The organism is Mesorhizobium sp. WSM4816 (assembly GCF_055811535.1).
This window is the reverse complement of sequence record NZ_JBVVQR010000034.1, coordinates 48,664-61,397: the sequence shown is the minus strand read 5'-3', so window position 1 is coordinate 61,397 and position 12,734 is coordinate 48,664. Positions and strand designations below refer to the sequence as shown.

The window sequence follows — 12,734 nt, the reverse complement described above, 5'->3', positions numbered from 1 at the left end:
AAGCGATTCGTGAGTCATCGCAGCGTAGAATCACAACCGATTCCCCGCTGCAACTCCTATCTTAGCGCATATGCCGTTTACGGGGAGAGATCGCCGGCTGGCGGGTGAGGGGCAGCGCCAACGGAACGGAACAAGGTGCTAATCGGATCCGAGGTGCTCGTCCTGTTCGGACAACCGTATGAATCCACGCCGCTCTCCGGCAGGGCCATCAAAGCCCCTCTTTCGCGGCCTCCGCCAAACGCGCCGCGTAGCGGGCCATGGTGTCGATCTCCAGATTGACGCGGTCGCCGACCTGGCGTTCGCCCCAGGTGGTCACGGTCAGCGAGTGATGGATCAAGAGCACGTCGAAGCGCGTGCCGTCGACCTTATTGACGGTGAGCGAGGTGCCGTCGAGCGCGACGGAACCCTTGGGTGCGATGAATCTGGCCAGGTCGCGCGGCGCTTCCAGCGTAAAGCGCACGGCATCCCCCTCCTCCTTGCGCGCAACGATCTCGGCCATGCCGTCGACATGGCCTGAAACGATGTGGCCACCGAGTTCGTCGCCGATCTTCAGCGGCCGCTCCAGATTGATCCTGGTGCCGGATTTCCAGCCCATCGCCGTCGTCAGCCTGAGTGCCTCCTCCCAGGCCTCGACCTCGAACCAGCGCGCGTTGGCGCCGCTTTCCGGCAGCGCAGTCACCGTCAGGCAGACGCCGCCGCAGGAAATCGAAGCCCCAATGGCGATCGTCTGCGGGTCATAGGCGGTGTCGATGCGCAAGCCGACGCCCTCTCTCAGCGGCTTGACGGCAGCGACGGTGCCGACATCGGTGACAATCCCGGTAAACATCAGACTCTGGCTTCTTGGTTGGCCATGATGTTTTCCGAAAACCGGTTCCCACTTTTCGGGATCATGTCTTTCAGTTTGACCATGTTTTTGTCCAAAAACCGGCTCCACTTTTCAGGATCATGGTCTTATCCACTCGGCGTAGCTGTCTTCGCCGAAACGCATGTCGCGCAATTTGCGAAATCCTGCCGGGATATGGTCGGCGTCGATGGGCGATACAATGCCGCTCCTGCCGATCGGCTCCTGCCCCTGGAACAGCACGATGCGGTCGACCAGCCCTTCGGCGAGGAAGGCCTTGGCCACCTTGGCGCCGCCCTCGACCAGCACGCTCGCCATGCCGAGTGCGGCAAGATCCTCAAGCAGTTCCGGCAGCGCAATATCGCCTTCATACGTCTCGGTGCCGATGAAGCGCACGCCGGCGCGTTCGAGCGCGGCGCGCCGGTGCGGATCGGCTTCGGCACAGGCGGCGACATAGAGCGGAACCCGGTCGAGGCCGGCGACCAGTTTCGACGTCTCCCGCAGCCTGATCTGGCGGTCGAGCACGATGCGCGCCGGCGAGCGGTTCTCCAGCCCCGGCAACCGCACCGTCAGCGCGGGATCGTCCTCCAGCGCCGTGCCGATGCCGATCAACACGCCGTCGGCTTCGGCGCGCATCAGATAGACTTCGCGCCGGGCGATGTCGCCGGTTATCGAGACCTGCCCCGCGCCTTCCATGCCGATCTTGCCATCGCTGGAAATCGCAAGTTTCAGGATCACTTCCGGACGTTTTTTCAGAGATCGAATGAGATAGCCGGCCATCTGCTCGGCGGCTTCTGCCACGAGCACCTTTTCGACCACCTCGACACCGGCGACACGCAGGATCGCATAGCCGTTGCCGGACACGCGTGGATCGGGGTCGCTCGCAGCTCCAACCACCCGCGCGACGCCGGCATTGACCAGTGCACTGGCGCAAGGCGGGGTGCGGCCATGGTGGGCGCAGGGCTCCAATGTGACATAGGCGGTGGCGCCGCGTGCGAGCTCGCCGGCCTCCGCCAGCGCCTCGGTCTCGGCATGTGGCCGGCCGCCGACAGCGGTGACGCCGGTGCCGACGATCATCGGCCCGGTGCCGTCGTCGCGCACGATCAGCGTACCGACGGAAGGGTTGGTCGAGGTCCGTCCGGCGTTTTTCCGCGACAGCCTCAGTGCCGCCGCCATGAAGCGGCGATCAAGAACCTCTTGCTCGGCTTGGCTGCGCCTTGCCATGCTCAGCCGGCGTCCTCTTCCTTGAGCTCGTCACCTTTCAGTTCACCCAGCACGTCGTGAAAATCCTTGGCCTCGCGGAAATTGCGATAGACCGAGGCGAAGCGCACATAGGCGACGTCGTCGAGCGACTTCAGTGCCTCCATCACCAGGCGGCCGACCTCGCCCGAGGCGACCTCGGTCTCGCCGGAGCTTTCGAGCTGGCGCACGATGCCGGTCACCGCGCGGTCGATGCGCTCGGGATCGACATTGCGCTTGCGCACGGCGATCTCGACCGAGCGCAGCAGCTTGTCGCGGTCGAACGGCACCTTGCGTCCGGACTTCTTCACCACAACGAGGTCGCGCAACTGCACCCGTTCGAAAGTGGTGAAGCGGCCGCCGCAATCGGGGCAGACGCGCCGCCTGCGGATCGCCGCGCCGTCTTCGGCGGGGCGCGAATCCTTCACCTGCGTATCTTCGGACTGGCAGTAGGGACAGCGCATGGGCAGCCTTGTGTTCGCGAATCTCGTGGAGCGAAGGCTTAGAGGTTATTGCCGCGATGGCAAAGTATCGGTTCGCGCCTCAGAGATAGCGAGGCGCGGGGAAAATTGCCAGCATCAACGGCAATACCGGCCGATTACGGCGCGACGTCAGCAGTCGGGAACCCGCATGACACGCCGAGGCTGCGATAGGCCTTGGTGAAGCCGTCCATCGATACGGTCGCGACCGGCGTGTCGGCGAATATGACGTCGAGCGCGCTGGCGCGGCGCATGGCACGCAGCAGCGCCAGGCTGATCTCGGGCTTGTTGTTCAACATCCATTTTCCGCTGGCACCGGCCATGGCATCGACGGTCGCCTTGACCTTGCCGTCGCCATCGCCGAACACCGCCGGAATGTTCTGGCCAGTCGGCAAGTCCTTGTTCTTCATGGCGATGACGAGGGTCGGATAGCCATTGGGCGGCAGTGCATCACCGTTCGAGATGGCAAGCGTGAGCGTGCCGCTGGTACCGCTCGCGTCGAGAAAGGCGGTCGAGGCGACGCAGGTCTTGCGCAGATCCTCACCGGTATCGATCTCGTCCACAGTGGTGGACCAGTTGCCGAAGGTTTCGGTCTTCGGTGCGGCTGGGGTGGGCGCAGACTGTGCCTGGGCGGCGGACGGCAAGCTGGTCAATGTGACCAGCACGCCAAGCGCGCCCAAGCCAGCGACACTGAAAATCTGCATCATCGTCAACGCTCCTGTCCGGACTCCGTCCCCGCTGAAAAAGTGCTTCTCGTCCGCCGATAAAGGACGACACTTTGCGTGAGCTCAACCGAGATAGGGATAGAGCGGAAAACGATCCGTCAACGCGGCCACCTTCGCCTTCACCGCTGCTTCGACGGCTGCATTGCCCTCATCGGAATTCGCGGCCTTGAGCCCGTCCAGCACCTCGGCGATCAGCTTGCCGATCTCGCGGAACTCGGCCTGGCCGAAACCGCGCGTGGTGCCGGCCGGCGTGCCGAGGCGCACGCCCGAGGTGACGAACGGCTTTTCGGGATCGAAAGGGATGCCGTTCTTGTTGCAGGTGATGTTGGCGCGGCCAAGCGCTGCCTCGGCACGCTTGCCGGTGGCGTTCTTCGGCCTGAGGTCAACCAGCATAAGATGGTTGTCGGTGCCGCCGGAGACGATGTCGAGCCCGGTTTCCTGCAGGCTGGAGGCCAGCGCCTTGGCATTGGCGGCAACGCCCTCGGCATAGATCTTGAAGCTTGGCTTCAGCGCTTCGCCCAGGGCCACAGCCTTGGCGGCGATGACATGCATCAGCGGACCGCCCTGCAGGCCTGGAAACACCGCCGAGTTCATCTTCTTGGCGATGTCCTCGTCATTGCACAGGATCATGCCGCCGCGCGGGCCACGCAGCGACTTGTGCGTGGTGGTGGTGACCACATGGGCGTATGGCAGCGGCGACGGATGTACGCCACCGGCGACCAGGCCGGCGATGTGTGCCATGTCGACCATCAGATAGGCGCCGATCGAATCGGCGATCTCGCGAAAACGCTTCCAGTCCCAGACGCGCGAATAGGCAGTGCCGCCGGCCAGGATCAGCTTCGGCCTGGTCTCGTGGGCGGTCTTCTCGATCGCGTCCATGTCGAGCAGGTGATCGTCCCTGCGAACGCCGTAGGAAACGACCTTGAACCATTTGCCGCTCATGTTGACCGGCGAACCGTGCGTCAGGTGGCCACCAGAATTCAGGTCGAGCCCCATGAAGGTGTCGCCGGGCTGCAGCAGCGCCAAAAAGACCGCCTGGTTCATCTGGCTGCCGGAATTCGGTTGGACATTGGCGAAGTTGCAGCCGAACAGTTTTTTGGCGCGCTCGATGGCCAGGTCCTCGGCCACGTCGACGAACTGGCAGCCGCCATAGTAGCGCTTGCCCGGATAGCCCTCGGCGTATTTGTTGGTCATGACCGACCCCTGCGCTTCCAGAACGGCGCGGGAGACGATGTTTTCCGAAGCGATCAGCTCGATCTCGTGACGCTGGCGGCCGAGTTCGTTGCGGATCGCGCCGAAAATCTCCGGATCGGCATCGGCAAGGGTGGTTTCGAAGAAGGATTCGAATTTGTTCGACACTGCCGCTGCTGTTGCCATGCTTGAGATCCTTGTCGTCCGGGGGGTCTGCCGCGCCATTAACACAGTTGCTTTCGCCCCGCCACGTTTGCGGCGCGAAATTTGCTGGTCGGATTGCGGCAGCGAGGCGAAGAGCCACCTATTTCCTCGCCTGCCGGCCGTTCAGCAAGCTTGCGCACCACGCGCGATGCCTGGCGCACATCAAAAAGGCCGCCTCGATGGCGGCCTTTCATCAATTCAATAACATCAATGGCTTAGAGCGCAGAGGTGATCTGCAGCTCGTTGGCTCCGTCGAGCCCGTAGATGTCGTCGCGGAACTGCACGACGCCAGTCCCCGTCGACCAGGCCGAGATGTAGAGGAAAAAGACCGGCACCGGATTGGTGACCTGCACCGGGATGTTCTCGCCGCTCTTGATCGACGCCTCGAAATGCTGGCGGCTCCAGCCCGGCGTGTCGCGCAGGATCCAGGTGACGAGGTCGCGCACGTTCTGGACGCGCACGCAGCCCGAGGAATCGAAGCGCATCATCTTGCCGAACAGGCTCTGCTGCGGCGTGTCGTGCATGTAGACGCCGTCCGGACTCGGGAAATTGATCTTGACCGAGGCCATCGCATTGCCGGCGCCCGGATCCTGGCGAAAGCGGTATTTCTCCGCGTCGTCGGTCGACCAGTCGACAGTCAGTGGATCGACCTCGCTGCCATCCGGTGCGAACAGCCGGATCTTGCTGTCCTTGAGATAGTTGGGGTCCTTCCGCATCAGCGGAATGATGTCCTTGCGCACGATCGAGACCGGCGCGTTCCAGTAAGGATTGACGATGATCTCGTTGATCTTGGAATCGACGATCGGCGTCTGGCGATCGATCTTGCCGACAACTGCGGTGTGGCGCAGCACGACGCGGTCGTTCTCGACCGCTTCGATCTGGGCGCCAGGGATATCGACCAATACATAGCGGTTGCCCAGCGTGCCGGCGCGTTCGTTCAGCCGCTGCAGATTGGTCTGCAGCTGGCCAAGCCGGACCTGCGCCGAGACATTCATCGCCGCATAGCTATATTGGCCCAGGGTGCCGTCGGAAGGCAGGCCATGACGCGCCTGGAAGCGCTTGACCGCCGCATCTACATAGGAATCGAAGGCCTCTGAAAGGCCGGCGCTCTGCGCCAGGTCGCCCGAAACCATCAAGCGCCTGCGCAATGGCACCACGTCGGGATCGATGACGCCGAGTTGCAATTTCTTGGTGTCCGGGACCTGCTCCCAGCCGCCCTGCGCGACAATGTTCTGATACTGCGCGATAGCCTGCTCGGTGTACGCAACGGTCTGCAGGCTGACGATCGGCAGCGTCGAGGCCACCTTGCCGCCCTCGCTGGCGCGGGCGTCGAACTGGTCGTTCCAGTTGCCGCGGCCCGAGGATTTCAGGATGTCCGCGATCACGTCCTGCGCGCTGGCGCCACCGGCAACCATTGTCGCGGCCAACGCGGAGGCTCCGGAAAGGAAGAAACGGCGACTTGTTCTCATGTACGCTCCAGATAGTCCTGTAACAGTTTTTTCACCGGGCGATCCGCCCGCATGCCAGGCCGGCCCACTCTAAGGTTGGCGCCCTTAACAATTAGCCAACCATGCCCCAATCGCTTCTGTGCGAGAACGCGCCGGGCGCGACGCGCCTTCACTGAGGCGGTTGGCGGGGAGACGAATTGGCTCGCGCCGCTACATCACCCGCATTCTCGCTTCCACCGGGAATATGGCGGCAACGTGACCCTGACCGCGATTTGGATCGGCTGGCCTCACGAAACGCAAAGACCGATGCTTTTCGGCACCGGTCTTTTGGATCGCTCCCCGACCGCGCCAGTGGCGCGGTTGCATGCGATGACATGGTTTACATGCGATAGGCGATGGTGTCGTTCCAGAAACGGTCGAGGCGCTGCAGGGCGCGGTTCATTTGCTTGAATTCTTCCGTGTTGATGCCGCCGACCTGCTCGATCGAGCCGACATGGCGCTCGTAGAGGCCGGCGACGACTTCCGCCACCTCACTGCCCTTCGGCGTCAGCGAGACCCGCACCGAACGGCGGTCGATGCGCGAGCGCTGGTGGTTGATGAAGCCGAGATCGACCAGCTTCTTCAGATTGTAGGAGACGTTCGAGCCGAGATAATAGCCGCGCGAGCGCAGCTCGCCGGCGGTCAGTTCCGAATTGCCGATATTGAAGAGCAGCAGCGCCTGGATGGCGTTGATATCGGAACGGCCGTTGCGGTCGAATTCATCCTTGATCACGTCAAGCAGGCGGCGGTGCAGCCGTTCCACCAGCTGCAGCGATTCCATGTACAGTGAACGGATCGCCTCGCGGCGGTCATCGGATACGTTGGCGGTCTTCGCCGCCGGACGAGAATTGATCATTGTCTTTGCCTCTCGTTTGTCGCCTGGTGATTTTTTGTTTTTCACCTTGATCGCGACACTATCGAATACTCATAAAATTCGACTTAAACGCTAGGGCTAACAAGAGCTTACCGGTAATAGGTTTCGAAAGAGGCTTAACGAAGAGTCACCCCAACAAGGACGATTAACCTAAAGATTTAGCCAATGAATCCGGGCGGTAATTTGCCCGTCCAACCGGACGCGTGGGTTATTCTTGTTGAGCATCGATCCGATGCTCTATTGCCGGCTCCGGCGCTTCTGCATCCAGATCACCACGCGAAAGACGATGTAGAGCAGCGCCACCGCCGCATGCGAGGCGAGGATCAGCGGCCGGTGGCCGAAGAGCTCGGGAAAGCCGGCATGCATGACGGTCTCGGTCGCCGCGCAGATGAACCAGATCACCGGCCCCCAGGAGGCCAGCATCCACAGACCGGCTGCGGCGAAGGGAAAGAACACGGCGAGCGTCACCGCCGCCACCTGCCAATGCACCGGCATCAAGTCGAAGCGCCACAACGAGCCGGGATAGAAGCCGATCAGCCGGATCCAGTACAAAATCCCGAACAACAGACAGTAGGCTGAGATGACGCGCTGAAACCAGGCGAAGATGACCTCGACCGTCGAGGGCTGGAGCACGACGCGTCTCGACGTGACCTCGCTCACAGCTTGAGTTCCCGTTCGCCGATCGGAGCGAAATAGGCATCGACGTCGGCAGCACCGACGTCGTCGATGCCTGCCGGCCGCCATTGCGGCGACGAGCCCTTGTCGATGATGGCGGCGCGGATGCCTTCGTAGAAATCGTGGCCGGCAAGCATGCGGTTGAGGATGCGGAACTCCATCCGCATGCACTCGTCCATCGACAGCGTCAGCCCGGCGCTGATCTCGCGCCAGGCAACATGCAGGCTGGTCGGCGAGCGGGTGCGGATCGTCGCCAGCGTCCTTGCCGCGAACGCGTCTGCGGGTGCGGCGCGCTCCAGGCTGCCGATGATGTCGCTCAGCGACGGCTGCGCGAAATGGCGAGCGATGGCTTCCAGTGTCGGACTGTCCGTTTCGCGCCGGGCCGGGACGGAAAAGCCGCGCAGCGCCGCTTCCGTGTCGCCTGTCGCAACCAGCCGGTCGAGAAAGCCGGCCTGGTCCTGCGCCTTGATCGCGTGCGTCGCCAGGCCCGACCACAAAGCGTCGCCATAGCGGATGCGGTTTCCGGTCAGGGCCAGATACATGCCGAAGCTGCCGCCGAGGCCCGGCAGCAGATGACTGGCGCCGACATCCGGGAAGAAGCCGATGCCGACTTCCGGCATGGCGAACTGGGCGTTCTCGGTCAGCAGCCGATACGAGCCATGGAAGGAGATGCCGACACCGCCGCCCATGACGATGCCATCGATCAGCGCGACATAGGGTTTTTCGAACCGCGCGATGCGGGCGTTCAGCCGGTATTCGTCGGCGAAGAAATCGACCGGCGGCTTTCCCGCCCGGCCGGCCTCGTAGATGTGGAGGATGTCGCCGCCGGCCGAAAACGCCCTGCCCTCGGCCTTGACGACGACAACATCGACGCCGTCGTCGCGCTCCCAGGCGCGCAGCGCCTTGTCGAGCGCCTTGACCATGCGATGGGTGACGGCATTGAGCGCCTGCGGCCGCGTCAGCGTGACGACGCCGGCGCTGCCCAGTCGTTCGAAGCGGATCTCGTTGCCGCCGCCAAAATCCATCGCCTGAAGAATCCCTCGCCCAATGCCGCCGGGACTGAAGTGCTAAAGCGTGGCGCATGGCTGCGTCAATGCCAAGGCGCAATCCTGTCGGGCAACAACGGTCGGGAACTCGTATACCGGTATCCAGCTTGTGCCTGGCACTATCGTGCCGCATTGGTCAGCGGCGGAGGCTCGTGTTAAAAGCCGCCAATCCGGAGTTTTGGCGATGAACAAATTCACCCCAGCAAAGCCTGCCGGCGCGCGCAGCGTCGACGAGATCACCGGCAGTCGCCGTTTGCGCCGCATGCGCAAGGCCGACTGGTCGCGCCGCCTCGTGCAGGAGAACCGGCTCTCCGTCGACGATCTGATCTGGCCGATCTTCGTCGTCGATGGGAACAATATCCGCGAACCGATCGCCGCCATGCCTGGTGTCTTCCGCCTGTCGCTCGACCTTGCCGTCAAGGAGGCCGAGCGCGCGGCAAAGCTCGGCATTCCGGCGATCGCCACCTTCCCCAATGTCGAGCTCGGCCTGCGCGACCAGACCGGCTCGCACATCCTCGATCCGGAAAACGTCATCAACCGCGCCACGCGCGCCATCAAGCGCGCAGTGCCCGAGATCGGCATCATCACCGATGCGGCGCTCGATCCCTTCACCTCGCACGGCCACGACGGCATCTTGCGTGACGGCATCATCGTCAACGACCAGACCGTGGAGCAGGTGACGGCGGCTGCCGTCATCCAGGCTTCTGCCGGCGCCGATATCATTGCCCCTTCCGACATGATGGACGGCCGCATCGGCGCGATCCGCGATGCGCTCGACGCCAATGGTTTTCAGGATGTGGCGATCATGTCCTACGCGACGAAATTCGCCTCCGCCTTCTACGGACCCTATCGCGAGGCGGTCGGCACCGCCGGCCTGCTCAAGGGCGATAAGAAGACCTACTATCTCGACCATGCCAATTCCGACGAGGCCGTGCGCGAGGCCGAGCAGGACCTCGCCGAGGGCGCCGACATGCTGATGGTCAAGCCCGGCCTGCCCTATCTCGACATCATCCGCAGGCTGAAGGACGAATTCCGGATGCCGACCTTCGCCTATCAGGTGTCGGGCGAATATTCGATGATCAAGGCGGCCGCCGCCAATGGCTGGATGGACGGCGACAAGGCGATGCTGGAATCGCTGCTCGCCTTCAAGCGCGCCGGCTGCGACGGCATTCTCACCTATTTCGCGCCTGAAGTGGCGGCGATGCTGAAGGGGTAAGCATCGTTTTGGGATTCTGCTGCAATCCGCTAGAATGGACCCATGAGCAGGAACGAGGTCATCGAACGGTTGCAGAGAAACGCAGATGCCATCAAAGGCATGGGCGCGACTTCGCTGTATCTGTTCGGGTCGGCAGCGCGGGACGATGCCCAGCCGGACAGCGATCTTGATCTGTTCATCGACTATGACCCGGCGCGGCGCTTTTCTCTGATCGACCTGGTCGGGATCAAGCAATTTCTGGAAGAGAAGATGTCAACGGAAATCGACATCACCACGCGTGACAGCCTTCATCCCATGTTGAAGGCCGAGATCGAACGATCGGCCGTGCGCGTATTCTGATGGCCGTCCGCCGGATCGAGCCTATCCTGGCCGAGATCATGGCGGCTTTGGATGGCATCAGCACTGCCACCGCCGGCAAGACTCTGGACGACTTTCGTGACGACTGGCTGCTTCGTCATGGCGTGGAGCGCGGCATCGAGATTATCTCCGAAGCCACCCGACACATCCCGGACGACTTGCTCGCTCTTGCTCCAGAAATTCCCTGGAAACAGATTCGTGGAATTGGCAACGTTTTGCGTCACGAATACCACAAGACTTCCGACGCCATCGTCTGGACCGTAGTGACAGACAGTCTGTCGCCGCTCCGCCTAGCTGTTGAGCGCATACTCGAGGCGTCGCGGCGCAAGTAGCTGCTGCAACTACCCCTTCTTTGCGAGCCAAACGAGCCGCTTTCTGCTCGGCAGCGAAATACTGCTTGCAAAACGCAATCGGTCTAGATAGAAACAACTGCTTGCATTTCACAACTGGATTAGAGGGAGGTCCTCATGTCAAAGCTTCGCGTCAACGCTTTCACCGTATCTATCGACGGCTTCGGCGCCGGTCCCGACCAGGACCTGAAAGAGCCGCTGGGCGTCGGCGGGGAAGCCCTGCACACATGGATGTTCGGCACCCGAAGCTTCCGCAACATGTCCGGCGAAGATGGCGGGACCACGGATACCGACGACGCGTTCGTAACGCGCAGCTTCGAAAACACCGGCGCGTGGATCATGGGCCGCAACATGTTCGGACCGATCCGCGGCGCTTGGCCCGATGACACCTGGAAGGGCTGGTGGGGAGACAATCCGCCCTACCATGTGCCGGTTTTCGTACTCACCCACCATCCGCAGGAACCTATCGTCATGGAGGGCGGCACGACTTTCCATTTCGTGACCAACGGCATTCACTCGGCGCTGGAAAAGGCAAAAGCCGCGGCTGACGGCAAGGATGTCCGGCTCGGCGGCGGCGTCGCCACGATCCGGCAATATCTGAGGGAAAAGCTCATCGACGACATGCATCTGGCGATATCGCCGATGCTGCTCGGCTCAGGCGAGAACCTTTTTGCCGGCATCGACATGGTCAAACTCGGCTACCGCTGCAGCGAGCAGGTGGGCACGCCGAATGCCATGCATGTCACCATCGAGCGGGCGTGAGCCTGGTTAAGTTCCCCCTTCTCCCCTTGTGGGAGAAGGGGGCCGAGCGAAGCTCGGTCGGATGAGGGTGTTCCAGCTTGGCGCACACCTACGTTCAAATCGGGCGCACAGCGCCAGGATCACCAGCGCCTCATTTCTTCCAACACCCCTCTTCCGTCTCGGCGCTGCGCGCCGATCCACCTTCTCCCACAAGGGGAGAAGGAAGAGGCGCGCTCCTCAATACTTCTCCGGAACATACAGCTCGCGCGGTAGCACCTGGCGCTCGTATTCTGGATTGAAGACGCGATCGGGCAGCGTGATCTCTTCGTGCGGCACTTCCTCATAAGGCATTTGCTTGAGGAGATGATCGATGCAGTTCAGCCGCGCCCGCTTCTTGTCGTTGCCCTCGACGATGAACCAGGGGGCTTCGGGAATGTTGGTGCGGGCGAAGGTCTCTTCCTTGGCCTTGGTATACTGTTCCCAGCGCACGCGCGACTGCAGGTCCATCGGCGACAGCTTCCACTGCTTCATCGGATCATGGATGCGCATCTGAAAGCGCATCTGCTGCTCCTCGTCGGTGATGGAGAACCAGTATTTGACCAGGGTGATGCCGGAGCGGACCAGCATGCGCTCGAACTCCGGCACGTCGCGAAAAAACTCCTCGACCTGGTCCGGCTCGGCGAAGCCCATCACACGTTCGACGCCGGAGCGGTTATACCAGGAGCGGTCGAACAGCACGATCTCGCCGCCTGCCGGCAGATGCGGCACGTAGCGCTGAAAATACCATTGCGATTTCTCGCGCTCGGTCGGCGCAGGAAGTGCGACGACGCGGCAGATGCGCGGATTGAGCCGCTGGGTGATGCGCTTGATGACGCCCCCCTTGCCGGCCGAATCGCGGCCCTCGAAAACCACCACCAGCTTCTTCCTGGTGTAAGCCACCCAGGACTGCAGCTTGATCAATTCGGATTGCAGCGTGATCAGGTCGCGAAAATATTGCGGGCGATCCATCGAGGGCGGATGCGCGTTCTTGTAGATCCTGGCGATTTCCAGCGACAGCGACGGTTCCGACATCTCCAGCTCGTAGTCCTCGTCGAGCGTGTCGGCGAGTTCCGCTTCCAGCCAGTCCCTGGCGGGAGAATTCTGTTTTGCTTCGGTCATTTATGCTGCTCCGCGTGCACGCCCGCGTCGGCCTCGGCCTGCCGGCCGAGATCGGACACCTTGAGCCGACTTGCATATAGGCCGGCAATGACGGTTTTATTGCAGCCGGCCCGCACGCCGGTCGCCCAACTCCGCGAGATGTGATCGATCA

The 12,734-nt window shown here is 62.4% G+C and carries 14 protein-coding genes; 4 read left to right on the top strand and 10 right to left on the bottom strand.

All coding sequences use genetic code 11. The features are described 5' to 3' along the window. Positions 1-208: 208 nt before the first annotated feature. The 9 genes from AC0L3H_RS26590 to AC0L3H_RS26550 all read right to left on the bottom strand — a co-directional run bounded on the left by AC0L3H_RS26590 (position 209) and on the right by AC0L3H_RS26550 (position 8,740). Positions 209-826, bottom strand: a complete 618-nt coding sequence (locus AC0L3H_RS26590; protein ID WP_128246710.1) for a riboflavin synthase — start codon at positions 824-826, stop codon at positions 209-211. Positions 827-943: 117 nt separating this feature from the next. Then, positions 944-2,065, bottom strand: a complete 1,122-nt coding sequence (gene ribD / locus AC0L3H_RS26585) for a bifunctional diaminohydroxyphosphoribosylaminopyrimidine deaminase/5-amino-6-(5-phosphoribosylamino)uracil reductase RibD (RefSeq protein WP_473587431.1) — start codon at positions 2,063-2,065, stop codon at positions 944-946. A gap of 2 nt (positions 2,066-2,067) precedes the next feature. Further along, the gene (gene nrdR / locus AC0L3H_RS26580; RefSeq protein ID WP_023798407.1) at positions 2,068-2,544 is read right to left on the bottom strand and encodes a transcriptional regulator NrdR; all 477 of its coding nucleotides are present in this window, start codon (positions 2,542-2,544) and stop codon (positions 2,068-2,070) included. Between the two features lie 134 nt (positions 2,545-2,678). Next, positions 2,679-3,266 (bottom strand): invasion associated locus B family protein, encoded by a 588-nt coding sequence (locus AC0L3H_RS26575; RefSeq protein ID WP_473587430.1) that lies wholly within the window; start codon positions 3,264-3,266, stop codon positions 2,679-2,681. Positions 3,267-3,347: 81 nt separating this feature from the next. Then, a complete protein-coding gene (gene glyA / locus AC0L3H_RS26570; RefSeq protein WP_473587429.1) occupies positions 3,348-4,661 on the bottom strand; it encodes a serine hydroxymethyltransferase in 1,314 nt (437 codons plus the stop codon). Between the two features lie 233 nt (positions 4,662-4,894). Further along, positions 4,895-6,148 (bottom strand): L,D-transpeptidase family protein, encoded by a 1,254-nt coding sequence (locus tag AC0L3H_RS26565; protein ID WP_287237385.1) that lies wholly within the window; start codon positions 6,146-6,148, stop codon positions 4,895-4,897. A 358-nt stretch (positions 6,149-6,506) separates the two neighbouring features. After that, entirely contained in the window at positions 6,507-7,022 is a 516-nt protein-coding gene (gene ldtR, locus AC0L3H_RS26560; RefSeq protein WP_027154640.1) for a transcriptional regulator LdtR, read from the bottom strand. Positions 7,023-7,277: 255 nt separating this feature from the next. Continuing rightward, a complete protein-coding gene (locus AC0L3H_RS26555) occupies positions 7,278-7,700 on the bottom strand; it encodes a DUF6163 family protein (protein ID WP_128175993.1) in 423 nt (140 codons plus the stop codon). Next, positions 7,697-8,740 (bottom strand): enoyl-CoA hydratase/isomerase family protein, encoded by a 1,044-nt coding sequence (locus AC0L3H_RS26550; RefSeq protein ID WP_473587428.1) that lies wholly within the window; start codon positions 8,738-8,740, stop codon positions 7,697-7,699. The genes AC0L3H_RS26555 and AC0L3H_RS26550 overlap by 4 nt, the downstream gene beginning before the upstream one ends. 205 nt (positions 8,741-8,945) lie before the next feature. Between AC0L3H_RS26550 and hemB the strand changes: the two genes are divergently transcribed. The 4 genes from hemB to AC0L3H_RS26530 all read left to right on the top strand — a co-directional run bounded on the left by hemB (position 8,946) and on the right by AC0L3H_RS26530 (position 11,446). Further along, complete coding sequence (hemB, locus tag AC0L3H_RS26545; protein WP_473587427.1) at positions 8,946-9,977, top strand: porphobilinogen synthase; 1,032 nt, start codon at positions 8,946-8,948, stop codon at positions 9,975-9,977. A gap of 42 nt (positions 9,978-10,019) precedes the next feature. Continuing rightward, positions 10,020-10,316 carry a nucleotidyltransferase family protein gene (locus tag AC0L3H_RS26540; RefSeq protein WP_091591582.1) on the top strand — a complete coding sequence of 99 codons (297 nt, stop codon included), beginning with the start codon at positions 10,020-10,022 and terminating at the stop codon, positions 10,314-10,316. Next, entirely contained in the window at positions 10,316-10,666 is a 351-nt protein-coding gene (locus AC0L3H_RS26535; protein WP_091591583.1) for a HepT-like ribonuclease domain-containing protein, read from the top strand. The genes AC0L3H_RS26540 and AC0L3H_RS26535 overlap by 1 nt, the downstream gene beginning before the upstream one ends. A gap of 135 nt (positions 10,667-10,801) precedes the next feature. Next, on the top strand, positions 10,802-11,446 hold the full coding sequence (locus AC0L3H_RS26530) for a dihydrofolate reductase family protein (protein WP_473493551.1): 645 nt from the start codon (positions 10,802-10,804) through the stop codon (positions 11,444-11,446). A 216-nt stretch (positions 11,447-11,662) separates the two neighbouring features. On the opposite strand, the gene ppk2 is transcribed toward AC0L3H_RS26530, so the two are convergent. After that, positions 11,663-12,583 carry a polyphosphate kinase 2 gene (ppk2, locus tag AC0L3H_RS26525; protein WP_473587426.1) on the bottom strand — a complete coding sequence of 307 codons (921 nt, stop codon included), beginning with the start codon at positions 12,581-12,583 and terminating at the stop codon, positions 11,663-11,665. Positions 12,584-12,734: the final 151 nt, after the last annotated feature.

What these genes read in the sequence shown, in the direction of transcription:
- AC0L3H_RS26590 (WP_128246710.1), bottom strand. Translation starts at nt 826, where the DNA reads ATGTTTACCGGGATTGTCACCGATGTCGGCACCGTCGCTGCCGTCAAG.
- ribD (WP_473587431.1), bottom strand. Translation starts at nt 2,065, where the DNA reads ATGGCAAGGCGCAGCCAAGCCGAGCAAGAGGTTCTTGATCGCCGCTTC.
- nrdR (WP_023798407.1), bottom strand. Translation starts at nt 2,544, where the DNA reads ATGCGCTGTCCCTACTGCCAGTCCGAAGATACGCAGGTGAAGGATTCG.
- AC0L3H_RS26575 (WP_473587430.1), bottom strand. Translation starts at nt 3,266, where the DNA reads ATGATGCAGATTTTCAGTGTCGCTGGCTTGGGCGCGCTTGGCGTGCTG.
- glyA (WP_473587429.1), bottom strand. Translation starts at nt 4,661, where the DNA reads ATGGCAACAGCAGCGGCAGTGTCGAACAAATTCGAATCCTTCTTCGAA.
- AC0L3H_RS26565 (WP_287237385.1), bottom strand. Translation starts at nt 6,148, where the DNA reads ATGAGAACAAGTCGCCGTTTCTTCCTTTCCGGAGCCTCCGCGTTGGCC.
- ldtR (WP_027154640.1), bottom strand. Translation starts at nt 7,022, where the DNA reads ATGATCAATTCTCGTCCGGCGGCGAAGACCGCCAACGTATCCGATGAC.
- AC0L3H_RS26550 (WP_473587428.1), bottom strand. Translation starts at nt 8,740, where the DNA reads ATGGATTTTGGCGGCGGCAACGAGATCCGCTTCGAACGACTGGGCAGC.
- hemB (WP_473587427.1), top strand. Translation starts at nt 8,946, where the DNA reads ATGAACAAATTCACCCCAGCAAAGCCTGCCGGCGCGCGCAGCGTCGAC.
- AC0L3H_RS26540 (WP_091591582.1), top strand. Translation starts at nt 10,020, where the DNA reads ATGAGCAGGAACGAGGTCATCGAACGGTTGCAGAGAAACGCAGATGCC.
- AC0L3H_RS26535 (WP_091591583.1), top strand. Translation starts at nt 10,316, where the DNA reads ATGGCCGTCCGCCGGATCGAGCCTATCCTGGCCGAGATCATGGCGGCT.
- AC0L3H_RS26530 (WP_473493551.1), top strand. Translation starts at nt 10,802, where the DNA reads ATGTCAAAGCTTCGCGTCAACGCTTTCACCGTATCTATCGACGGCTTC.
- ppk2 (WP_473587426.1), bottom strand. Translation starts at nt 12,583, where the DNA reads ATGACCGAAGCAAAACAGAATTCTCCCGCCAGGGACTGGCTGGAAGCG.